The following is a 23,107-nucleotide window of genomic DNA, read 5'->3' as shown; positions in this document are numbered from 1 at the left end:
CACCTCCCCTGCCTGTCGAAATTGTCGAGTCTCTTCCTCATGGTGATTCGTCAGGTGCAGCGCTCATGGGGCATAAAACTGCCGCCTAAAAAAAATTTGGATCAATCTACAAGGCTTTGTCAATCGACTCAACGGCTTCCATTCAATATCCAGACTAATACGGATCAATGCCCGTCAAATTCAAATGAATGCCATGGGATGATCTAATTCGTAGGGAAGCCAGAGAAACGGAGATCGCTACACAGCCAATTAATAAAGCTAGTCAATACCGAAGGACACGGATCACAGGCCGTCCGACAACTGCCTTTCGTCCTGGAAACCGTTCATGCTACAAACTCCTATTCGAAATTCGACCATGTGAATTTGCTCAATTCATCTATCAGAACAAGGCTACCACATGACCCATTCTCATGACCTCATCGTTATTGGAGGGGGTTCGGCAGGCTATGCGGCCGCTCGCACTGCTCAAGCGGAAGGAGCCGATGTCGGCATTGTCGATCAGGGTCCGTTGGGTGGCCTCTGCATCTTACGAGGATGCATGCCCACCAAAGCCATTCTCCGCTCCTCCGATCTCGCGGCGCTCATCCGCCGAGCTCCGGAATTCGGGCTTCACTCATCAAATCTCCAAGTGAGCCTCGCAGCCATTATTGAGCGAAAAAACCGGTTAATCAAGGAATTTGCTGAAGATCGCATTCAAGCACTCCAACACCCTCGATTTGCCCTCTACCAGGAACATGCACATTTTGTTTCGCCGACGACCATCCAAGCCGGCCCGCATCGGCTATCCGCGAATGCCTACATCATCGCGACAGGGTCTGTGATCTCGCACATCCCCATCCCAGGCCTAGAAGAAGCCGGATACCTCACAAGCGATGAGGTATTAGAGCTCGATACCATGCCCGAATCCATGATCGTCTTGGGAGGAGGGCCGGTCGCGTTGGAACTGGCTCAATTTTTTTCTCGGATTGGCGTTACCGTCACGCTGATTCAACGAAGCGGCCACATTCTTTCGGACTCGGACGAAGATCTGGTTGAGCCAGTTGAAGCACACCTTCGGGCTGAAGGAATGACCGTCTACACCAATACACGCCTCCAACATATCAAGTCTTCCGGCGGAATGAAGACCGTCCACTTTCTGCATAAAGGCCAATCACAGCAAGTCAGCGCCACGACAATCCTCCAGGCTCTCGGCCGCCGCCCAAATATCGACCGACTCAATTTGGAAGCGGCTCAGGTTGCCCATCAAACAAATGCTATTTTCGTCAACAAGGACATGAGAACATCCCAACCACATATTTTTGCCGTGGGAGATGTCAACGGCGGGTATGAAATCGTCCATATTGCCATCGAAGAGGGCGAAATCGCCGGATGGAACGCCGTTCATCCCAATCTCCCTCCTAAATATTTTGATTCCCGCCTCAAAACCCAGGTCGTCTTTACCGATCCCCAGTTGGCCAGCGTGGGACTGTCCGAACGGGAATGCCTGGACCGTCAACTCCCCCATCTTGTCGCTTCTTACCCCTTTAACGACCATGGCAAGTCTCTCTGCCTGGGAGAAACGTACGGCCACGTAAAAGTGCTCTGTGATCCTCATTCTGGTGAGATTCTCGGTGGCCATATTGTCGGACCCGAAGCCTCTGAACTCATCCATGAACTGATTGCCATCATGTATTTTCGTGGCACAGTCCACGATCTTTTCCGCATACCTCATTACCATCCCACTCTCGCTGAGATTCTTACCTATCCTGCTGAGGAACTGATTGGAAAGTTACCGCCCATGTAGAATGGCTTTGCACATTCACGATCGCCCCTGTGTCGAGGATAAATCAAACGGTTGCCAAATCAGAACAGAACTGCCCCCTTTGCCTTTCAAAATTTCCTCGTAACAAAAATCACCAAATCAGGACTACAGCTCAATATCGCCGAAGACGCCGCTTGATAATCTGGCGTAAGGTCTACAACTGGAGAATTGCCATGAAAACCCGCATAATGGAGCCTCACATGTCCCATCCGTCCGCCACCCCAACCGACTCGCCCAATCCATTGATGGGAAAGGTTCTCATAGGAAGTATTCTGCTGGCAGGCATCGGTGCGTTTTTCTATTTTGATCTGGGCCACTACCTCTCACTGGATGCCTTAAAGGCCAATCGAGACACCCTATTAGCCTATACCGCCTCACATTATGAAATCGCAGCCGCGGTATTTATTCTCATCTATATCCTCCAGACAGCCTTCTCACTTCCCGGCGGAGCCATCCTCACGTTGACGGGGGGCTTCCTATTTGGAAGCCTGATGGGAACGCTATTCGTCAATATCGGAGCCACCGCCGGAGCCACGCTCGCCTTTTTGGCCGCCCGCTATCTGCTCCATGATTGGGTGGAGCGCAAATTTGGCGACCGGCTCGGGACCATCCAAGAAGGATTTGCCAACAATGCGTTTAATTACCTCATGACGCTTCGACTCATTCCGGCCTTTCCATTTTTTCTCGTGAACCTGGTCTCCGGCCTCACCCGGGTCAACCTCGGCACGTATGTCCTGGCGACGTCCATTGGCATTATTCCCGGCAGTTTTGTTTTTGCCTTTGCGGGCCGCCAATTGGGCACAATCAATTCCTTGAGCGAAATTGCCAGCCCACCGGTCTTACTCGCCTTTACGCTCCTGGGCTTGTTAGCCCTCATGCCGGTGGCTTATCAGAAATGGAAGAAGACTCAGTGGAATCATCAATCCTAAATTGTAAATAACTGAACCCTTTACCAAACTAGAGGCCTTAGATGAACTCCCCACAATCACCAGCCCATAGCGGTTTAGTCCTTCCCCAGGACCACCATAACCAGGAGTTGGTCAACAATGTGCATCCGCCACAATGGCGCAATCCCACGCCGTCCGGACGATATAACCTCGTCATCATCGGGGCCGGCACCGCCGGATTGGTCACCGCCGCGATTGCGTCAGCCCTCGGAGCCAAGGTGGCGTTGATCGAACGACATCTGATGGGAGGAGATTGCTTAAATGTGGGATGTGTGCCCTCCAAAGGCGTCATACGGGCGGCCAAAGCCTGGCACGCCGTCAGAGAGGCCGAACAATTCGGTGTGCATATTTCCGGTGAGATCAAACAGGATTTCGGTGCAGCCATGGCCCGCATGCGTAAACTGCGTGCCCGGATCAGTCATGTCGACTCAGCTCATCGCTATACCAAACTTGGAGTGGATGTCTTTATTGGAAACGGCAGGTTCACCGCCTCCAGCACAATCGATGTGGAGGGAACAACATTACAATTTGCCAAAGCGGTCATCTGCACGGGTGCCCGCGCCACCGCACCACCAATTCCAGGCTTGGCCAACACATCGTATCTTACCAACGAAACCATCTTTTCCCTGACGGAACTTCCTGAGAGACTGGGAGTGATCGGTGCCGGCCCCATTGGCTGCGAGCTGGCCCAATCTTTTGCCCGATTCGGCAGCCAGGTGTTTTTAGTGGAAGCCATGCACGGCATTCTCCCCAATGAAGATCGCGACGCTGCCGACATTGTGGAGCAATCGATGTTGCGGGACGGCGTGCAACTGCTCTGTTGCGGAAAAGACTTGAACATTCACTCAGCGAACGGCGCCAAACACCTCGTGGTGGACTCGCATGGCACACATTATGACATTCCAGTTGATGACATTCTGGTTGGAGTCGGCCGCAGTCCGAACATCGAAGGGTTGGAGCTGGAGAGGGTCGGGGTCGAATACGACAAAACCGGCGTGAAGGTCAACCACCGGCTTCAAACCAGCAATTCCAAAATATTTGCCGCAGGAGATATCTGCTCTCCGTTTAAGTTCACGCATACGGCCGATGCGCAAGCGCAAATTGTCATTCAGAACGCCTTGTTTCCTCATCCGTTCGGCCTCGGCTATGGCAGCACGGAACACCTGGTGATTCCCTGGGCAACCTATACCCAGCCGGAAATTGCCCATGTCGGTCTGTATGAAAAGGATGCGAAAGACAAAAACATTCCGATCGACACCTTCACATTTCACCTCAACGAAGTCGATCGGGCTATTCTCGATGGAGAAGATCAAGGCTTTGCCAGAGTGCATGTAAAAAAAGGGACCGATACAATAGTCGGAGCCACCATCGTAGCGGCCCATGCGGGCGATATGATTAGTGAATACACTCTGGCCATGAAGGGAGGCCTGGGACTCAACACCATCGCCGGCACCATTCACCCCTACCCGACCCAAGCGGAAGTTGTCAAAAAGTCGGCGAACGCCTGGCGAAAAACCACCCTGACGGAAGGAAAAAAACAGTTTCTCCGCAAACTCTTTGCATGGACCCGATAAGGTTATATCCCATCAAGCACCTAACCCTAGTATGTTGTGGTCTTTGAACGGCTCAGGGCGAACGGAGTCGGCCAAAAAATGATTTAAACACACTCAGGCTGTATCGGAAATCAGACATGACACGTATCACACCTCGACCCGCATTCTTCTCTGTCCTCACAGTCGTCTTCGGACTCTTAAGCCTGACCCATTCAAATGCGGTCATCGCCGCAAGTCCCGATCAAGTCGTCGTCGGCAACTTCTCCATTGCTACACCGGGCGAACCATTTCCTCAAGGATGGAAACCGCTGATTTTTGAAAAAATTCCAGAACATACTCAATACGACCTGGTCAAAGACGAACAGCAGGTGGTGGTCAAGGCCATCAGTCGTCAATCATCCTCCGGCCTGACACGGGAAATCTCGATCGACCCAAAGGAATATCCGGTCATTGCGTGGCGATGGAAAGTCGAAAATATTTTACAGAAAGGGGATGTCGCTCAAAAATCAGGAGATGATTATCCGGCACGGCTCTACATTACATTCCAGTATGACAGCAGTCAGGTCGGGTTTTTTGAAAAGGCGAAATTTGAAACCATCAAATTGATTTATGGCCAATATCCCCCCATTGGAGCCATCAATTATATTTGGGAAAGCAAAAGCCCCATCGGCACGATGGTTCCCAATCCTTATACGGACCGGGTCTACATGTTCGTCACCCAAAGCGGAAGTGCCAAATTGAACCAATGGATAACCGAGGAGCGCAATATTTATGAAGATTACAAAAAAGCATTCGGAGAAGATCCCCCAAACATCTCAGGAGTCGCCATCATGACCGACACGGATAACACCAAAGAGTCGGCCGTCGCCTATTACGGAGATATTGTGTTTAAAAAATCCGGAAAGGAATGAGAAAAAAAGAGGGGGAGAAGACATTAGGAGAGAAAACATTCCTGAATCGACCCACTTAAGGAAATCGTTGCACTCTCCTGCTCAGGCATCAACAATCCCTCCTCACATATTGTGTATCAATAATCCGGTTCATTTCCAACCTTCCATTTAATACTGCAGCCTGCACTAGGCTTTTGCACCACGGCAACAGGTTTTTTATCCAGAACGGCGTCCAGGGCCATTCGTAAATCGCGCCCGGTCACGGGCTTCCCGTTTCCCGGCCGGCTGTCATCCAATTGTCCCCGATACACCAGTTTGCGTTCTTCATTAAACACAAAAAAATCCGGTGTACAGGCCGCTGTCAAAGCCTTCGCCACCTCCTGAGATTCGTCATAACAATAGGGAAAATGAAAATCCAATTCCTCCGCCATTTCCTTCAGTCTTGTGGGAGAATCCTGAGGATACCGTTTCACATCATTACTACTGATCGCCACAATGCCAACATTTCTCTGTTGATAATCACGACCGAGTTTGGCCAATTCCTCCTGCACATGAACGACATAAGGGCAATGTCGACAAATACACATCACCAGAATGGCCTGGTTCCCCACGAAACTTTCATGGGACACCATATGCCCTGTCCGAACATCCGGTAGTTCAAAATGAGGCAAGGGCGTCCCCAACGGAAGCATCGTCGAATCTTTCAAGGCCATGGTTCACTCCTTTAGGTTAATCAAGACAGATGGGTTCGTGTGAACGAGTACAGTCAGAAAAATTGAAGTCCGGTTTACCACATCGGGTGGATAGAGAGAAGGGAGCCACGGGTCATCACTGCAAGGGTTTAATCGGTTTCAGAGTTGACGGAAGACTGAGGGGAACGCTGCTTCCAGGCTCGAAACCGCTCAAGAAGCTCCTCTTTCACATGTTGGGGGACGGGTTCAGGAGGCAATTGGCGTAGAGTCGCAATGGTGAATTTCATTTGACGTAAATAATTACGGCAGGCAAAGCACAGACCCAAATGCATTTGAAATCGAATTCGCTCCATAAGAGTCAGCGACCCATCCAGGTAATCGGTAATGAGTTGGGCGATTTCCTGGCAGGAAAAATTTCCCACCATATATCGCATAAGTTTGTGTTTCAAATTTGTATTCATTGTCCTTAGATGGTCTTTCCCTGAACATAGGGATTAAGCTCCCGGCGCACCCTGGTGCGCGCCCGGTGTAACAGCACCCGTTGATTGGTCTCACTGATCTCAAGGATGTTACAGACTTCTTCAGAGCTGACACCCTCCATATCGCGCAAGGTCATCACCTGCCGCTGCATAGCCGGCAAGTTTTCAATCGCGGTTTCAATAGCTGCTCGACATTCCTTTGACAGTAATACCCGTTCCGGTGTATCCGGTTCCCAGTTATGAGGTGGATCTTTCCAATGACCCATTCTGGAACCTTCTGCCACGAAAAGCGAAGCCTCCAAGGAAGGCCCCTCATCGGCATCCGGAGAAGAAGCGCTCAACCCGGACGGCTCATAGCGACTCTCTCGTATCCCTCGTGTTTTGGCCCGATTCGTCAAAATCCGGAAAAGCCAGGTTTTAAAAGATGACCGGCTCTCAAACCGGTGAATGCCTTCAAATACCCCCATCCAGGTTTCCTGCACGACTTCTTCGGCAACAGCCCGGCTTGGAACATAGGACATGGCTAACCGCAATAACGAACCTGAATACCAATCCATTACGGCTGCAAACACCTGATCATCACCGGCTTGAAGAGCTCGCACCAACCCTGGCTCATCAAGTTTGAGCTTATCGAGCACAGTGTGAGGAGAGGGAGAAATGAGCAACCTCTGAAAATTTGAAGCGACGCCAAACGGAGACCTGAGGATTATCCTTAGCCTGACAGCCACAATCAAGGGTTTCCTCAAAAGAAATCCCGTCCGGAAGATCCATCCTTCTAAGCAGACAAGAGGAACCTATAAAAAAATAGGCAGGCACTGCAGATTGACAGTCAAACGGATTATTGCATGATGGCAAGGTCGAAGGGAAAAAGAGAGAAGGGGCAGCCGGTCGGACGCCTGGATGCGTTAGGTATCCTGAAAGATTTGGGCAAGAATGCCCGTTCGGGTAGTGGTTTTCGTTTTCTTGAGAAGATGGCGAACATGTTCTTTTACCGTATGTTCACTAATCTCCAGGTGTCGAGCAATTTCCTTATTGGTCCATCCCTCACTGATATATTTCACAATTTCTACTTCCCGACTGGTCAAACGATACTGCTCCTTGGCCTGGTTAGACACCACCCGCCGTTCACGTCCGATTTTTTCCATGATGATGAGCATACAGGCTTCATCTTTTTCTGTATGGGCCGCTAGAGGAAAACCCCTCAGTAATACGGGCGATTTCACATCACCTGTCACTCGTCTCAATTCATGCTGGCCCTCAACCAACTGGTTCTCGGGATTGTCTAATAGTGTCCGAAGGGATTCACATAACTCCAAGACATCCGCAGGCCACATACCTCGCGCCTCGGCATCATACGCGTCTCCCATGATCTGGCGGCTTAACGTTTCTGCCTCGGCATTCATAAACAGCACGTGTCCGGATCCCGAAAAAAGCAATACCCCGGGTATTGATCGTCGGTCGGCAATTTCCTGGAGCCGGGACAGACCATTACCCTGGGTGGATTTTGGAACAGTCGTACAAGGAATGCCGATAGATCGTCGACTCAAGGTGTACTCCGTGGACCAGGTTATGTAGCGATGTAAAAATCCCCTACCAACAGCCTGCAAGGGAGCAACAACTTACGGTGCTTGATGCCCCGCTACCGCTACGAATGATCTTATTGAACTGTTTTCGGAGTGTGATAGAAGAAACTTAAATAAACAGAGGGGGAGGATAAAGAAAACTTCCACGATGCGGCACAACGCAGTGGAGCCATGAAGATCGAAGCCTTTCTTGCCTATGCCCCATGATGCAAGAAGGAAAACACGAGTCTCCCAATGAACAATCTTTTTCAAGCCGGATTCCGATTCGGAAAAATCTCCCACCGGCTCACACAGCCAGTGCAGGTCACCACCCCTCTTCCGCATAACCAAAATCAGGGGTGGGTACACATACTAACAACAATACATAACGGAAACTCGGAAAAGGGGACAGAGTCCAAACGACGCTAACCGCGGCCCCCTGCTGAAGGACTTAAAACCGGGCAGAGGTCAAGACCACATCCGCATCGCTCCATACCTGGCGAAACGACTGAAGGACGCTTTCCGCCTCATCGGTTTTTCCCTGGGCGCGTAAACTCTCTCTCAATCCAAAAAGCGCCCACCCGTTTTGAGGATGATCCTGGAGATCTTCTCGAAATATGCGCTCAGCTTCGACAGCATTTCCGGCCTCCAAAAGCACCGCACCTAACACCTGGCGCGATGGAAGATACCAGTCCTTCGGTTCCGTATAATTCAACCCGTCTTCAAGTTCGACTGCCCGCTGCAACTGCCGAACCGCCTCCTCATAATTTCCGTGAGCCGCCGCAATTTCTCCTCCCAGAACAGCCTCTGCAATGCCCAGGATATCGGAGATATTATTCAGATCAAGAATCGTCAGTTTAGCCACCGCAGGGTCACGGGCAATCTCCCCGAGTTTCATGGATTCCTGTTGGGCGGCATCCAGTTTCCCTTGACGCACCAATGCTATCCCCCGTGCATAATGCCAAATAGCCGTGGGATACCGTAAATCCACTGGAGGCGCGGGCGCAGCGAGAATGTTTGACCATTGCCCGAATGCAATTTTGGTATAGAGGGGAATAATCCAAAAATGTTGAATGGTGCCGGCGATGCCGGGAGCGCGCATCATCTCAGGCTTGACGGACGCCGCAGTCTCAAGAGCCGCCTGCATCGCCAGCTGCTGTTGCCCGAGCTTAATCGCCGCAGCCCAGAGGAAATGTGAATTGTGAGGAACATAGGCCGCCGTATACAGACTTTCCTCATGAGCATGGTTCAAATAGTGCGCATCAACTTTAACAGCATGTTGATTGGCCAACACCGCATCTCGATACCGCCCGACTCGAATATAGATATGAGCGGGCATATGGACAAGATGTCCTGAGCCAGGGACAAGGGCTGGCAATCGTTCAGCACTGGGAAGAGCCTTCTCAGGATGGGATGAGGCTTCCATGATATGAATATAGAGATGATTGGCCAACGGATGGCTGGCGGATTGGTCTAACACGGACTCCAGCGTCGAGACAATTTCCAGGGTCCAGGGTTTAGGTTCTCCTCCCCTACTCCAAAAATCCCAGGGATGCAGGTCCATCAGCGCTTCAGCTAATAACGCGCCAATGGTCGGGTCTTCGGGAAACTGCTGTGCGACAGTCCGCATCCCCTCGGCATAAGCCACGTCGAGTGGGGAACGATCGGCCATCACCTTTTTGGAGTAGCGCGTCGCCAGCGCCCGAATGAGCGCGGCCTCTTTTTCCGTGGCCTGATCCTTCAGCGCGACCGCCTTCTCCATGGCTGCGAAGGCCTGGGGAACGACAGAAGGATCCATCGGCGCATTAATATTCGGACCGAGTACCAACGCCTCACCCCAATAACACATGGCGCAGTCGGGATCGCGCTTTTGAGATTCTCTGAAAGACCTGGCTGCTTCGGCATGATTAAAGCCAAAGGACAGAATGAGACCTTGATCGAAATACCTTTGCACCATCGCTCCATTGGAGGAGATTGGAAAATGATGGCTTCCTAATCCCTCTTGAAGTGGGACAGACTCTGCCAAGCCTTGATTCGGGAAGGGCATGCCCATTCCAGACAGAGCGACAAAACCCAGGATCGTGAACACCTTTGAATACATATGAGTTTCCATATTATTACTCCTCCTCCTCGACAAACCCCGTATCAGGGATGCGTATTATAGATCTTCTTATCGCAATTGACATTTTATGGGCAACATGTTTTTTCGGGTGATTCGGACTCCTCTTCTCGTTTCTGTTTGACTACCCTCTAGGGTTTGTCCCATATAGTGTTTCAACAGTATTTTCGTTACCCTACCCAGCTAGTAAATTTTTGGCCGGCTAGGTCGGTTGACGAACAAGAGCCTCTTGCCGACATCGAAAGGATTGTGAGGATGACCTATTTGTATTTGTTTTTGGCTATTGTGGCAGAAGTGATTGCAACCAGTTCACTCAAAGCAGCCGAGGGTTTCACCAAATTAGGCCCAAGCCTGTTAGTCGTCATTGGATATTTCGCGGCATTTTTTTTGTTAAGCCTCGTGTTGAGAAGCATGACGGTCGGCATCGCTTATGCCATTTGGTCAGGTGTTGGCATCGTTCTCCTGGCGCTCGTCGGCGCAGTCGCCTTTCGGGAAATTCCAGATACGCCGGCAGTCATTGGAATGGGGTTGATCATCGCGGGCGTGATTGTCATTCATGTCTTTTCCCAAACCGTTCGGGTATAGGACGCCCGCCCCCACCCCTTAAATCCAATGCTTCTTTCTAAAAGCCCATAGCATGCCGATCGCGAGAACGAGCATGAGGCTCATCACAAGCGGATAGCCCCAGGGCCATTCCAATTCTGGCATCACTTCAAAGTTCATCCCATAGATCCCTACGATAAACGTCAATGGAATAAAAATCGTCGCAATTACGGTCAGCACTTTCATGGTTTCATTCAGCTTATTACTTAAACTCGTGAGATAGATATCCATCATGCCCCCCAGCATATCGCGATAAGTTTCCGTGGTCTCAATCAACTGAATGGTGTGATCGTACACATCCCGAAGATAAATATGCGTGGATGAATGAATCAGCGTTGAGTCCCCTCGTTCCAAATGACTCAGCACATCCCGAAGCGGCCAAATCGCTCGCCGAAGGAGAATCATCTCCTGTTTAAACCCATGCAACGTTCTCAACGTCCCCCGATCGGCATGAGCAATAATTTCTTCTTCAAGTTGTTCGATATCTTCTCCTAATTGTTCCAACAGCGGAAAGTATTGATCCACGATCGTGTCAAGATGGGCATAGGTGAGATAATCACACCCCATTTTTCTTAAACGGCCTTTCTCATTGCGCAGACGTCCACGGAGATCGACAAAAGGGTCATCGTTACCTTCAAGGAAACACAACACAAAATTCTTTCCCGCAATCAGGCTGACCTGTTCCACCATCAGTGACTGAGCGGGATCTTTCCTTGACACGGCCTTCATCACCAAAAACAGATACTCGCCATAGTCTTCAATTTTGGGTCGCTGATGGGTATTGACGATATCTTCCATCACCAAAGGATGCAGTCCGAATGCCGCACCCAATCGCTGAAGCCCTTCGATATGATGGATGCCCTGGACGGTGATCCAGACCTGTTCCACGATGCCTGCCAAGGGCACGACCTCTTCTACCCGATGAGTGTGAATTTCGTGGAATGTGTGCTCGGAATAGGTCAACGCCGTCAGGGACATCTTCTCGAGCTTCTGTTCACCAATATGCACGGGTGTCCCGGGCGGCAGCCCCGATTTACTGGATCGTTTTTTTCGATGCCCTTTCATCGTCTGCTCCTTCGAAAATCTCTATCAAAAAACGTCAGGCATGAACCGGATCCCATTGTCTCACAGACCATGATCGGTTTGCATAAAAAGAGCGATCAGGGGAAACAACGGAATCGGCCTTCCCTTCAAGAAAACAGCTACATTAAGCCTTGAACACACCACCCGATCCTGCTCAATGTTCAGACCAGATTGATCAACCTCGAACATCTTTTCGGCACGACTTCACTGTAACGTCTTCATTTAAAAAGAGACCATATCTCCAACATGCGAACCTTCGACCATACATGGATGTCCCGCCGACGGTTCCTGCAATTAACCGGGACCTTGGTTATGGCTCCCTTATTCTTGGCAAATCAACCGGCCAGGGCGGGCATGTGGAGCCAACTGTTCGGTTCCACCAAACGAACCACGAGTCCTATCACCCCAAACGATGAATTTTATATCACGTCTTACCGTACTCCTCCCTTTGTCCCTGCTGATCGATGGGCGCTGACAATTCGAGGAACGGTCATGTCCCCGTTTACCCTTACCTACCGGGATCTGCTCTCCCAACCGACGATCACAGAAATCGTCACATTGGAATGTGTCGGCAATGGGGTCGCGGGAGAAGCGATCAGCACGGCTGAATGGCAGGGAGTCCGGCTCAAGGCACTCTTAGACAAGGCCAGGGTCACATCGCACACCCAAGACGTGGTCTTTCATGCCGCCGATGGATACTCCGACAGCCTCACCATCGATCGGGCCATGATGGATGACATCATGGTTGCCTATCGCATGAACGGGGTGCCCCTGCCCTTGGGACATGGATTTCCCGCCAGAATGATCGTACCTGGGCATTACGGCATGAAGCATGTCCAATGGCTCACGGGAATCGAGCTGGTGTCCTCGGATTACAAAGGCTATTATCAACGTAAAGACTGGTCGGATGAGGCCATCGTCAAAACCAAGTCCTGGATTACGGATCCGCAAACCGGAGATACCTTGCCCGCCCAAAAACCATTCACCATACAGGGCTTTGCTTTTGCGGGATCCCGGGGGATTCGTCGGGTGGACATCAGCACCGACGGAGGGGAATCCTGGTCGGCCGCAATCCTGGCCGCGTCACTTTCTCCCTACTCATGGGTCATGTGGAGTTATCCATGGGAACCACAAAGACCTGGTGACTTCCATATTGTGGCTCGAGCGACTGATGGATCAGGGGAACAGCAAACGGCGCAAGAACATCCGCCATTTCCCGACGGAGCCTCGGGCTTGCAAGAAGTCATCGTTTCAATTATCTAAGAACAGGGCCCTGCCAACATTATGGAATGGTTCACGCGATTTTCAAGCCCGGGGAGAGCGCCCTTCATTTTTATCATCTCCTTCGTCCTTTCCATAGGCTGCTCGACTATTCCCCATACGTTTACTCCTTCTCATCCCATTTCTCCGGAGGCTTTTAGCCATGAAAACTTTCATCAAGCACTCATGGCTCATGTGAAGAACGGCATTGTGGACTATCCCCAATTCGCTCACGATGCACACTTCACTGGTTACCTTCATCTCCTTCAACATATCGCCCCCCAGCAACTTCCGACTCCCAACCATCGTCTGGCCTTTTGGATTAATGCCTATAATGCTTTTGCCATCAAAGGCATCATTGATGGGTATGCTCCAACCTCGCTGACCGGACGATACACCTTTTTTATCGACCGGACATACCAGGTGGGAGGGGAATTGTTGAATTTGTATGACCTGGAACAGCACCTTTTGATTCCCGACTTCAAGGAACCCCGAATACATTTTGCTATTGTCTGTGCCTCACAATCCTGTCCAAACCTTCAATCGGCAGCCTACACTCCCGAATCCCTTGATCAACAACTCACGGCAAGTGCCCAACAGTTTATAAACGATCCCACACGCAACCGCTTCGACCGACAACGCCGCATCGCCTATCTATCCAAAATCTTCGATTGGTTTTCGGAGGATTTCATCAATCATTCAGGGTCACTGCTGGGCTATGTTGCACAATTTGTAACAGATCCGGATCTCGCGAACGAAATCCGCCAGAACTCGTATACCATTGAATTTCTTGACTATGACTGGAGCCTCAATGGAATCCCTCCTCTTTCCCCTTCATAAAAGTATTGGGTCCATTCCCATCCCGTTCCATCCTTGTCCTTCTATTCCCATGAAATTTTGTTGGTGGGCTTATAACATCCAATACTCCACGGAGACTGCCTAAGTGAAGACGCGTTTTCTGATGAAAGGAGACAGCGCTAAACAGAGCCCTCATGCCCGGCTAAATATTGCAGGGCGCAAAAGTTTGGAGAAAATGTCGGTATGCTGGTGAAATCCGGCGAGCATGTCCACCTGGCGCAATTACTCCAATTTATGGTCCTGGGCGAACAATTGGCCCACGATTGCGCGAAAACCCAGGCCACCTTGGTGAGGGAACCAGGTCTGCAACGGTTTCTCGCCGGTCAGGCCAAGCAGGAGGGGCGACACGCGGTGGTCTTTCAGTGGGCCATCCGATGTCTGGCGCCACGGGGTCGGCAGTCTCTTGTCATTTCTCACCAGATGAATCAGTACCGCCGGCTCATCATGTCCGCCCTGACACGTGAGGACCTTGCGGAATCTCTTCTGGCGGAACAAATTATTCTAGAGGGGTTAGGCCAAGCCATTTTACAAAGACTGGAAACGGGTCTTCTCAAACGAGGCGCCCCATTTCGAAAATTACGCCAAATACTCCTCCAACAGGAAGAGGCCCATCATGGTTTTGGACTTCGGACATTGCAGAGAATGTTGGACGACGGTCACACATCCACTGACCACCTGAGGGAATTAGCCCCTGCATATTTGGAATTGGGAAAATCCCTTCTGTTTTCGGCACAGGACTCCTTCTATTGCATTCAAGAAGATCCTCACGAATATTGGAAGGACTTTCAAGGCGGCCTTCCAGAATGGTTACGAGAGCATCCTCAGGGTAGCCCCTTCCTACCGAATGGTCTTTACGTGGCCCGGTAAACAGCGCGCACAGAAGAGTGTTATGATTTGGGTCATTATTCCCACCTACAACGAGGAGAAGGCCCTCCCGCACACCATCAAGTCCGTGTTGTCGCAATCCACACCCTACCGGGTCATCGTAGTGGATGGAGGAAGTACCGACCGCACTCTTGAAATCCTTCCCCAGGATCCACAAATTTCTTGGTGTATGGCCCCCAAAGGGCGCGCATCACAAATGAATGCAGGCGCCCGAATGGTGATCCAGCAGCAGGCCTCGGCCGATGATTGGCTCCTGTTTCTCCATGCAGACACTCAACTCCCTCGCGGCGCCTTCCAGCAATTACACCATCTTGTTTCCGACCCTTCCTCTCAGGCGGGAGGATTCCGCCATCGCTTCTCTGGAAAGGATTGGCGGTTACGAATGATTTCCTGGTTGGATAATCTCCGATGCACACATTCACATATCGTCTATGGGGATCAGGCCTTATTCGTGAGACAAGGCCTGTTCACGCAATTAGGAGGATTCCCCATGCAGGCCGTTCTGGAAGATGTCGTGTTTGGACAGACCCTTCTGACGAAAACAACTCCCAGACTTCTGCCTCTGACGGTCATCACCGATTCCCGGAAATTCGTCAAAATGGGAATATGGCGAAGTTTTTTTCGCGTCCTCATGATTATCCTGCATGTGGAATTTGGGCTGCCCACATTTTCTCCTGCTTTTTTCCGGGACGTCCGGTAAACCCCGTCGGCTTGTCTCACTTTGTGGGATTTCCATAATGTTGTAATGGAGACGAGGAATCTTCTTCGCGCAGAAATTAACGCTCAGGAATTGTACACAATGAACACGTACTCCCCTGGGTAGCATGCTTCGACGGCAGAAACCCCGAAAGGTTCCTGAAGAAATTCTCCCCAAAACCTCAAGAGTTCAGGGGGCCCGCACCGATATGTTTTTCATAAGAGATTCCATCATGAGCCATCGCCACGAACCCATGCCTCATACGGAAGATTTACCGAACTTTCTTCGGGAATTCGACGACAGTGATTTGCAGCGCTATACCTGTTTCTCCAGCGAATTCCGCGATCAACGGATGGAAGCCGGCGCCATGGCCGAAGCAGGCTTTTGGAATGCCGTCGTGAACCTGTGCATCGATGAACGATTGCGGCGGGACCAGGATATTAAGCGATTAGAATATATGTATCGAACCGGCGTGGATCCGGAACACCACTCCTGAACGATTCACACCCATCACGTTCTCTCTTCCGGATTCTCTGTCTTCCAAGCCTCTAATCGCTTCCGGGATTTTTCGGCAAATTCACTCTCAGGATGTTGCTGAATAATCTGTTCGTATAATTCTTGAGCATGGGCGCGATTATGCTGTTGCTCCTCGAACTGAGCCGTCTCAAATAATTGTCGAGGATCTTCCCCACAACCCCAAACCATGACACACAATACACCAATCCCGATCCACCGATAGCAGGCGCTCATAATGGATGACATGTGTTTCATCGAGAAATTTCCTCCCAAGAATTCTCCTCACACTAAGGAACACGCAAAGAACCGCCGATACACAATTTCATGCTCGCTGTGACCAACAATCATTATGTACATCTCCAACTTCAGGAAGGCCAGTTGACTTATGCATGCTGAAGACGAACTGCTTGAATCGCTCAGAAGTTTTAACGATTGCGAAATTCGAGTGTATACCCGCTTTGCGACGGAATGGCGAGACCAACGGTTAAGCGAGGGGTCACAGGCTGAAGTCTCCTTTTGGAATTCCGTCATTTCCATGCTGGTGGAGGAGCGTCACCGCCGCAAAGAGGAAGTACAGCGACTTGAGGCCATGTTTCAAACCGGCCACGATCCCGGGTAAAAGACCCGGGTTCACGCCCTTCACACCTGCACGTGGAATGTCCATTCGCCTGGGCTCCCTGCTCAACTTCCGACACTAGGCACCGGTTCATATGCCCCTCCACATGGGTCCCTCTCCCAGTCCCGCACCCTAGCTCTCCCCAAGAACGGTTTCGTACAACGCCTTCGTACGTTTAGCAATTTTGTCCCAGCCAAAAAATTCCTCCGCCCGTCGTCTCCCGGCTTGCCCCATGGGCTCCCGCAATTCAGGATCTCGCATGAGTTGATTCAACCGATCGGCCAAGTCCTGTGCAAACCGCTCAGGATCTTTCGGACTAAATGGAGCTTCTTCCAATTGGTCAACCGGCACTAAAAATCCCGTCTCATCCTCCACAACAACCTCAGGAATGCCGCCGACGGCAGAAGCCACAACAGGCACCTCACAAGCCATGGCCTCTAAATTGATGATCCCGAATGGTTCATAAATAGACGGACAACAAAAAACCCCGGCATGAGAATACAATTCAATGAGACTCGGTTTGTCGAGGATATCCGGTATCCAATAAATATGCTTTCGATGGGCCGAAATCTGGTCAAGCGCCTCTTTCATTTCCGCGGCCATGGCCGGTGTATCAGGAGAGCTGGCGCACAACACCACGGGAAACTCCTCATCCAAATAGGAGAGAGCCTGAATCAAATAGGTAATACCCTTCTGCCGGGTCATTCTCCCTACAAACAACACATAGGGTTGTCCTGCAGGAATCCCATATCGGGTTAACACCTCCTGGCTTTGGACTTTCCGAAATTCCTGAAGGTCGATCCCGTTATGAATGACATGAATCCGTTCTTCAGGAACCTGAAACAACTTGAGAATGTCTTTCTTGGTTCCGTCGGAAACGGCGATAATGGCATCAGCCATCTCCAGGGCAGTTTTCTCTACCCATAGAGAAAAATCATACCCGCCGGCTAACTGCTCTCGTTTCCATGGCCGGAGGGGCTCCAATGAATGCGTCGTGATGACCAGCGGAATACCGTAATTGAGCTTGGCCATAATACCGCCCAAATGGGTATACCAAGTATGGCAATGAATCAGGTCCGCCCCCAATCCCTCGGCATTCATTTGCCAGCAGCGCTGCACCGCGCCAAGGACCGAATGCAAGGGCTTGGGGGCTGTAAACGGAGTGTCTCCTAAGGGAATCCCATGTACCTTCAGGTTGCCTTGATCCAGGCGTTGGTCACCAAAACAGCGGACTTCGATGGGAAGAAGATGTGATAATTCCCGACTCAAATACTCCACGTGCGCCCCGGCGCCTCCATAAGTGTACGGGGGAAATTCATTGGTGAACATCAAGACTTTCATGGGCAACGGCACTCCATTATGATCGTGAAGACTTCCAGCAGCCTGCTACATTAAAAGAAAATTCATACGAAGTCACCTTCCTTATCAAAAAAAACGTACGGAGAAAATAGAAGCACCTGATCCAGGCAACGCGCTACCGGGAGGAATGAAGGCTGTCACCCTTACAGGTTCCTTTTACAATCGCGGAGGGGACTTCTAAGGTCCGAAAGACCAAAAACTCGAGACTCACTTGAAGTTTCAATGAAAGAAAACGCACAATTGAGATTCAAATGAACACGAGGTTGCCAAACAGACCGGACAGCAATTTGGACCAACCATCAGATCTTTAAGGTTATAGGCGAAAAGGGGAATGAGAAACATGGGCGAATTCCAGTACCAGGAAATATTTGAACATCAAGCAGATACCACCAGCTATCGAAAACTCACGTCGGACTATGTTTCCACCACGACCTGTGACGGCCAGGAACTCCTCAAGGTCCAAACCGAGGCCCTCACACTTCTGGCGAGAGAAGCCATGGATGACATTGCCCACTTGTTGCGACCAAGCCACCTCGGGCAGTTAGCCAAAATCCTGAAAGACCCCGAGGCATCCGACAATGACCGGTTTGTCGCGTTAGAACTACTCAAAAACGCCAACATTGCCTCCGCCCGCGTGCTGCCAGGCTGCCAGGATACTGGAACGGCCATCGCCATGGGGTATAAAGGGCAACAGGTTCTCACCACCGGCGATGATGCAGAAGCTCTCTCCCGCGGCATCTTCGAAGCCTACGATACGCGCAACCTGCGGTATTCTCAGATGGCGCCACTCGACATGTTCACCGAAAAAAATACCGGTACGAATCTTCCAGCACAAATTGACCTCTACGCCAAACCGGGATCGGAATATCATTTTTTATTCATTGCCAAAGGCGGTGGTTCCGCAAACAAAACCTTTCTCTATCAAGAGACCAAAGCCCTCTTAAATCCCAAATCCATGCTCGCGTTTGTGGCGGAAAAAATTCGTACCCTGGGCACCTCGGCCTGCCCACCCTATCATCTGGCCTTTGTTGTGGGTGGCCTATCAGCCGAATTCACATTGAAGACCGTGAAACTGGCCAGTTGTCATTACCTGGATGATCTGCCTACCTCAGGCAACACGCAGGGGCGTGCCTTTCGTGACCTCGACCTGGAAAAGCAGATTCTTCAACTCTGCGCCGAAACCGGCATCGGCGCTCAATTCGGCGGAAAATACTTCGCCCACGACGTACGAGTCATCCGTTTGCCACGACACGGGGCCTCCTGCCCGGTCGGATTGGGTGTCTCCTGTTCAGCCGATCGACAAGTCCTCGGAAAAATCACCAAGGAGGGGGTTTTTCTGGAACAACTTGAAACCAACCCTGCGAAATACCTCCCCGAGGTGACAGACGAAGATCTGGATGGCCATGTGGTGAAAATTAACCTCAACCGACCCATGGCAGACATTCTGGCAGAGCTTCGCAAGCATCCGGTGGCCACACGTCTTTCCCTCACCGGTCCCATCGTCGTTGCACGGGATATCGCGCATGCCCGCCTCAAGGAACAATTAGATGCTGGAAAAGGATTGCCCCAATATCTGAAAGATCATGTAGTCTATTACGCCGGACCGGCCAAAAAACCCCAAGGCCATGCATCGGGATCGTTCGGCCCCACCACGGCCGGACGCATGGATTCATATGTGGATCAGTTTCAAGAAGCTGGCGGCAGCATGGTGATGCTGGCGAAAGGCAATCGCTCCAAACAAGTGCGTGAGGCTTGCGGAAAGCATGGGGGGTTTTATCTGGGATCCATCGGCGGCCCCGCCGCACGGCTGGCCGAGCATAGCATTAAAAAAGTGGAGGTTCTGGAATTTGAAGATCTCGGGATGGAAGCGGTGTGGAGAATTGAAGTGGAAGACTTCCCCGCCTTCATCGTCATCAACCACGAGGGCAAGGACTTTTATGCCGATTTGGTTTCTCAACGTCCTCCGGCTTTGGTTCAGCCAGACGACAAGGTGAAAAAATAGAGGACAATCTATCAACAGGAGGATGATGCGGGTTCGGACTTCATCAGAACCGTAAGTTCTAGAGATCGAAAAGGCAGAAGTCTTCCTATAGAATGTTTCAAGGCATGCTCGGCATGTTGGAAGAATTGTTCTTGCAAAGATATGACTAATATTGAAAAAGGAGCACACACATGACAACCATGCCAATCATCATAGGGATGTGCCTCGCACTGGGATTATCGGGTTGTGGAGGCAACAAGGCGGAAATCCCCGATGAGCGTCTGACGGTCGGGAAAGTCCAGGGAGAAATCAAAACGGGAATGAGTGCCGCACAGGTGGCCGAAATTTTGGGATCTCCCAATATTGTGACGACAGATGACAAACGGCGGGAAGTGTGGATTTACGATAAGGTCTCCACGGATCGGGTGAACACAAGTTCATCCTCCTACGGGACCCTCATCATTCTGGGCGCAAATTCTAAAGACAGTTCCAGCTCATCCCGCCAACGAACCCTCACCATTATCATCAAGTATGACGAAGAGAAAAAGGTGCGGGACTTTGCCTACAACTCGACGCAATTCTGAACGCCCCGCCATGCCAAAACCGTTGAAATGGGCGGCAGGTGGGACACTTCTTGCTCTTCTGACCCTTAGCAACGGTTGTACCACGCCGACCCAACCCGCAGAGCTCCTGCAATTGTCGCCTGAAAGTCCGAAAAACCGGGCGATGCAAATTCGTGTCTTTGAAACGTCCAATGAACATGAACTCCTGTCCGCGTCGGCTGCCGTCCTGCAGGATCTGGGGCTTCAAATCGAGGAAAGCGTTCGGCAAATGGGATTTCTGCGCGCCACCAAAGAACGAAGCGCCCGGGAATATGGGCAAGACCTCAACCGGTTTTTTATGGGGCTCCTGTCCTTAGGGAACTTTAGGATGCCGGTAGATCTCCATCAAAAAATCGCGGCCGTCCTGATCGCCCGTCCTATTAACCAGGAGGGCACAAAACATGAGGTGCGAATCATGTTCTACCGGGTGGTGTGGCAGGGAGACGGACAAGCCGATCGGCAGTATATTCCTCCGGGAGAACAAAAAATGGAGATGATCCGGGATCCGCTGATTTACCAGCAATTTTTCTTCAAGCTCTCCAAAGCCGTCTTTTTGGAAGCGTTCACCATTTAAGCGAGGACGTATGGCACACACGCAAGCTGTCTGGATTGCACTCCTTTTAAGCGGGGGCTGGTTACTTCAGGCATGTGCACCGCCACAACCCGGGCCGGATTTATTAGCTCCAACCGCGGCGCAAATGAAACTGCGCAGCTATCAATCACGTTCATTTGAGGTCACGAATCCTTCCCAAGCCATGCGCGGGGTGGTTGCCGCCCTGCAGGATCTTGGGTTCATCATCGAGCGCGCCAACGAACCCATGGGACTCGTCACTGCAGCCCGTTTTGCGGAACCCAATTATACTGATGTCCTGGGGATAACGGTCACCGTGCGACCCCAGACCGAAGGACACATGATGATCCGGGCGAATGCCATCTACAACAACAAACCGATTGAGGATCCAAAAGTCTACCAGAACTTTTTCGCGACCTTGGAGCGCTCGCTGTTTATTTCCAAAGAATAGTCAAGAGCAGATATCCCAATGCATTGCCATCTGAAACATCTTACAAATGCCCTACCGATCGGTTGCCTCATCAGTGTGGGACTGCTTCTTGGGGGCTGCATTTCCCCCTATGAGTCGCGACATGAAAATCAGTGGGATGCGAAGGAACAGATCTGGATGTCTGAGGCCAGTCAGGTCAAATTGCGAGCGGCCCAAAGCCGGATATTCGATATGACCGATCGTCGAACCATACTCAGAGCCATCCTGTCCACCATGCAGGATCTGAATTTTCAGTTGGAGGTTCTTGATGAAGAACTCGGGATTGTGTCCGGCAAATATTTTGCGCCGCTTGAACGACCCGAATATGGCTATGACCCTCTCTACCACCTCTACGACGACCAAAGTCTTCTCGTGTTCAGTAAAGCCTATCTCTCATGGGCACCGTTCTGGCACCGCAATGATGTGGTTCGACTCACGGTCACCGTCCGGCCCCGAAACGAAAAACAATTAGTCGTGCGGGCAAGCGCCCAGTTTTATTTGCGGGCGGTCGAGGATCCCGAACCCTATCAGAAATTTTTCCGGTCACTGGAACAAGCCCTGTTTTTAGAGACCAAGTTGGCACAGGAACACCCGCAGATCCAACCCAACTCCCCCTAACCAATCGTCTCAACAACTAACACGACCCAGGGGTCCCCCTTGAACCAGGCACGACTCTCCTAATCCCCTATTAATTGCCCAATAGTGTGAAGCACATCTATTCAGTGCTATTTTAGATGGCGGTTGCCGGATTCATGGACACAGGATTAATGACGCAGGTGCGTTAAAGACCTCAAGCGCGTCACATAGTGCTGAAACATTGAATGCGGCAGGTATACGGTACCATTTCAAAGGCTTCTAGCTGGTCAAGCTTAGCCGGTTGGTTCATATCCTGCCTCCTTGAGACATCGGTCCACAAAATTTTGATAGGCGGGGTTTGGTTCGGAACTGGCTGCTCCCAAAAGCCCTCGTACCAGACCCTGTGCCGCTCCAGCGGCAGCGCCAAAAGCTGCTCCAATTCCTGCATCACCCGTTAGGAGCCCTATCACTGCACCACCGGCAGCCCCGATGGCTGCCCCAATGGCCGTTTGCCCGGCAACGTGTTCTCCGGCATTGGATTGAGAAACGTGGTCATCGGCGAGTTTTTCGCATGCCACAATGTCCTTCTCCGCCTGTTCTTCACCCACTTCCTGGAAATGCGCATTCGGATGGACCCCAGGCCTTTGACTCGAGCATCCCACCAGGAACATCATGACGACAGTCAGAAGTGCAAAAGACCAGGTGAAGTAAGTCCGCTGACTGTTCATATTTTTCTCTCCTCTATCTTTTTGTCGTAAAGTTTAAAATTTTTCTCACAATCTCTAGAGCGGTATAATCCTATGACAGTACAAAGTCCATGCCATAGGCAAGTATTTGCAAAATTTTACTCATATATCAGCGATAAAGGCCCTTTCCCCCTCTCCATAAGTAGGCCATCTTCTTTCTCGGGTTATCCCATTCTCACAGGATGAAACACAAATATGTTCCTAAACTGTTCCAAATACAATTTAACCCACATGAGCCGGAG

The 23,107-nt window shown here is 51.0% G+C and carries 25 protein-coding genes; 16 read left to right on the top strand and 9 right to left on the bottom strand.

Translation table 11 applies throughout. The features are described from left to right. Nucleotides 1-397 precede the first annotated feature (397 nt). From LX98_RS06015 to LX98_RS06000, 4 genes are all read left to right on the top strand, one after another. Entirely contained in the window at nucleotides 398-1,783 is a 1,386-nt protein-coding gene (locus tag LX98_RS06015; protein ID WP_496428037.1) for an FAD-dependent oxidoreductase, read from the top strand. A gap of 191 nt (nucleotides 1,784-1,974) precedes the next feature. Then, nucleotides 1,975-2,730: a VTT domain-containing protein gene (locus tag LX98_RS06010; RefSeq protein ID WP_496428036.1), complete on the top strand. Its 756-nt coding sequence runs from the start codon at nucleotides 1,975-1,977 to the stop codon at nucleotides 2,728-2,730. Nucleotides 2,731-2,771: 41 nt separating this feature from the next. After that, a complete protein-coding gene (locus LX98_RS06005) occupies nucleotides 2,772-4,322 on the top strand; it encodes an FAD-containing oxidoreductase (RefSeq protein ID WP_496428035.1) in 1,551 nt (516 codons plus the stop codon). A 116-nt stretch (nucleotides 4,323-4,438) separates the two neighbouring features. After that, nucleotides 4,439-5,212 carry a DUF3047 domain-containing protein gene (locus tag LX98_RS06000; RefSeq protein WP_496428034.1) on the top strand — a complete coding sequence of 258 codons (774 nt, stop codon included), beginning with the start codon at nucleotides 4,439-4,441 and terminating at the stop codon, nucleotides 5,210-5,212. Between the two features lie 116 nt (nucleotides 5,213-5,328). On the opposite strand, the gene LX98_RS05995 is transcribed toward LX98_RS06000, so the two are convergent. The 5 genes from LX98_RS05995 to LX98_RS05975 all read right to left on the bottom strand — a co-directional run bounded on the left by LX98_RS05995 (nucleotide 5,329) and on the right by LX98_RS05975 (nucleotide 10,037). Beyond that, on the bottom strand, nucleotides 5,329-5,904 hold the full coding sequence (locus LX98_RS05995) for a redoxin domain-containing protein (protein ID WP_496428033.1): 576 nt from the start codon (nucleotides 5,902-5,904) through the stop codon (nucleotides 5,329-5,331). A 128-nt stretch (nucleotides 5,905-6,032) separates the two neighbouring features. Then, the gene (locus LX98_RS05990) at nucleotides 6,033-6,332 is read right to left on the bottom strand and encodes an anti-sigma factor family protein (RefSeq protein WP_496428032.1); all 300 of its coding nucleotides are present in this window, start codon (nucleotides 6,330-6,332) and stop codon (nucleotides 6,033-6,035) included. A 17-nt stretch (nucleotides 6,333-6,349) separates the two neighbouring features. Then, nucleotides 6,350-6,964: a sigma-70 family RNA polymerase sigma factor gene (locus LX98_RS05985; protein ID WP_496428031.1), complete on the bottom strand. Its 615-nt coding sequence runs from the start codon at nucleotides 6,962-6,964 to the stop codon at nucleotides 6,350-6,352. A 303-nt stretch (nucleotides 6,965-7,267) separates the two neighbouring features. Continuing rightward, a complete protein-coding gene (locus tag LX98_RS05980; protein WP_496428030.1) occupies nucleotides 7,268-7,909 on the bottom strand; it encodes a LuxR C-terminal-related transcriptional regulator in 642 nt (213 codons plus the stop codon). 466 nt (nucleotides 7,910-8,375) lie between these two features. Beyond that, entirely contained in the window at nucleotides 8,376-10,037 is a 1,662-nt protein-coding gene (locus LX98_RS05975) for a tetratricopeptide repeat protein (RefSeq protein ID WP_496428029.1), read from the bottom strand. Between the two features lie 261 nt (nucleotides 10,038-10,298). Between LX98_RS05975 and LX98_RS05970 the strand changes: the two genes are divergently transcribed. After that, nucleotides 10,299-10,628 (top strand): DMT family transporter, encoded by a 330-nt coding sequence (locus LX98_RS05970; protein WP_312642494.1) that lies wholly within the window; start codon nucleotides 10,299-10,301, stop codon nucleotides 10,626-10,628. An 18-nt stretch (nucleotides 10,629-10,646) separates the two neighbouring features. On the opposite strand, the gene corA is transcribed toward LX98_RS05970, so the two are convergent. Then, nucleotides 10,647-11,711 (bottom strand): magnesium/cobalt transporter CorA, encoded by a 1,065-nt coding sequence (gene corA, locus LX98_RS05965; protein WP_496428028.1) that lies wholly within the window; start codon nucleotides 11,709-11,711, stop codon nucleotides 10,647-10,649. Between the two features lie 330 nt (nucleotides 11,712-12,041). Here corA and LX98_RS05960 point away from each other — a divergent pair, with 330 nt between their 5' ends. The 5 genes from LX98_RS05960 (at nucleotide 12,042) to LX98_RS05940 (ending at nucleotide 15,925) form a co-directional block, all read left to right on the top strand. Beyond that, nucleotides 12,042-12,992 carry a molybdopterin-dependent oxidoreductase gene (locus tag LX98_RS05960; RefSeq protein ID WP_496428027.1) on the top strand — a complete coding sequence of 317 codons (951 nt, stop codon included), beginning with the start codon at nucleotides 12,042-12,044 and terminating at the stop codon, nucleotides 12,990-12,992. A gap of 21 nt (nucleotides 12,993-13,013) precedes the next feature. Next, the gene (locus LX98_RS05955; RefSeq protein WP_496428026.1) at nucleotides 13,014-13,829 is read left to right on the top strand and encodes a DUF547 domain-containing protein; all 816 of its coding nucleotides are present in this window, start codon (nucleotides 13,014-13,016) and stop codon (nucleotides 13,827-13,829) included. Nucleotides 13,830-14,030: 201 nt separating this feature from the next. Beyond that, nucleotides 14,031-14,714: a hypothetical protein gene (locus LX98_RS05950; RefSeq protein WP_496428025.1), complete on the top strand. Its 684-nt coding sequence runs from the start codon at nucleotides 14,031-14,033 to the stop codon at nucleotides 14,712-14,714. Between the two features lie 22 nt (nucleotides 14,715-14,736). Continuing rightward, on the top strand, nucleotides 14,737-15,432 hold the full coding sequence (locus tag LX98_RS05945; RefSeq protein WP_496428024.1) for a TIGR04283 family arsenosugar biosynthesis glycosyltransferase: 696 nt from the start codon (nucleotides 14,737-14,739) through the stop codon (nucleotides 15,430-15,432). A 229-nt stretch (nucleotides 15,433-15,661) separates the two neighbouring features. After that, nucleotides 15,662-15,925 carry a hypothetical protein gene (locus LX98_RS05940; protein WP_496428023.1) on the top strand — a complete coding sequence of 88 codons (264 nt, stop codon included), beginning with the start codon at nucleotides 15,662-15,664 and terminating at the stop codon, nucleotides 15,923-15,925. A 14-nt stretch (nucleotides 15,926-15,939) separates the two neighbouring features. On the opposite strand, the gene LX98_RS05935 is transcribed toward LX98_RS05940, so the two are convergent. Continuing rightward, on the bottom strand, nucleotides 15,940-16,200 hold the full coding sequence (locus tag LX98_RS05935) for a hypothetical protein (RefSeq protein ID WP_496428022.1): 261 nt from the start codon (nucleotides 16,198-16,200) through the stop codon (nucleotides 15,940-15,942). 130 nt (nucleotides 16,201-16,330) lie between these two features. Here LX98_RS05935 and LX98_RS05930 point away from each other — a divergent pair, with 130 nt between their 5' ends. After that, nucleotides 16,331-16,564, top strand: a complete 234-nt coding sequence (locus tag LX98_RS05930; RefSeq protein WP_496428021.1) for a hypothetical protein — start codon at nucleotides 16,331-16,333, stop codon at nucleotides 16,562-16,564. Between the two features lie 129 nt (nucleotides 16,565-16,693). On the opposite strand, the gene glgA is transcribed toward LX98_RS05930, so the two are convergent. Next, nucleotides 16,694-17,902 carry a glycogen synthase gene (glgA, locus tag LX98_RS05925; protein ID WP_496428020.1) on the bottom strand — a complete coding sequence of 403 codons (1,209 nt, stop codon included), beginning with the start codon at nucleotides 17,900-17,902 and terminating at the stop codon, nucleotides 16,694-16,696. Between the two features lie 358 nt (nucleotides 17,903-18,260). Between glgA and LX98_RS05920 the strand changes: the two genes are divergently transcribed. From LX98_RS05920 to LX98_RS05900, 5 genes are all read left to right on the top strand, one after another. After that, on the top strand, nucleotides 18,261-19,922 hold the full coding sequence (locus LX98_RS05920) for a FumA C-terminus/TtdB family hydratase beta subunit (RefSeq protein WP_496428019.1): 1,662 nt from the start codon (nucleotides 18,261-18,263) through the stop codon (nucleotides 19,920-19,922). A 170-nt stretch (nucleotides 19,923-20,092) separates the two neighbouring features. Then, nucleotides 20,093-20,485 (top strand): outer membrane protein assembly factor BamE domain-containing protein, encoded by a 393-nt coding sequence (gene bamE, locus LX98_RS05915; protein WP_496428018.1) that lies wholly within the window; start codon nucleotides 20,093-20,095, stop codon nucleotides 20,483-20,485. Between the two features lie 10 nt (nucleotides 20,486-20,495). Beyond that, nucleotides 20,496-21,077 (top strand): hypothetical protein, encoded by a 582-nt coding sequence (locus tag LX98_RS05910; RefSeq protein WP_496428017.1) that lies wholly within the window; start codon nucleotides 20,496-20,498, stop codon nucleotides 21,075-21,077. 10 nt (nucleotides 21,078-21,087) lie between these two features. After that, nucleotides 21,088-21,525, top strand: a complete 438-nt coding sequence (locus LX98_RS05905; RefSeq protein WP_496428016.1) for a hypothetical protein — start codon at nucleotides 21,088-21,090, stop codon at nucleotides 21,523-21,525. A gap of 18 nt (nucleotides 21,526-21,543) precedes the next feature. Further along, nucleotides 21,544-22,161 (top strand): hypothetical protein, encoded by a 618-nt coding sequence (locus LX98_RS05900; RefSeq protein ID WP_496428015.1) that lies wholly within the window; start codon nucleotides 21,544-21,546, stop codon nucleotides 22,159-22,161. 251 nt (nucleotides 22,162-22,412) lie between these two features. Here LX98_RS05900 and LX98_RS05895 read toward each other — a convergent pair whose 3' ends face one another. Next, on the bottom strand, nucleotides 22,413-22,847 hold the full coding sequence (locus LX98_RS05895; RefSeq protein ID WP_496428014.1) for a YMGG-like glycine zipper-containing protein: 435 nt from the start codon (nucleotides 22,845-22,847) through the stop codon (nucleotides 22,413-22,415). Nucleotides 22,848-23,107: the final 260 nt, after the last annotated feature.

The organism is Nitrospira marina, assembly GCF_059568365.1.
This window is presented reverse-complemented; position numbering and strand designations above follow the sequence as displayed.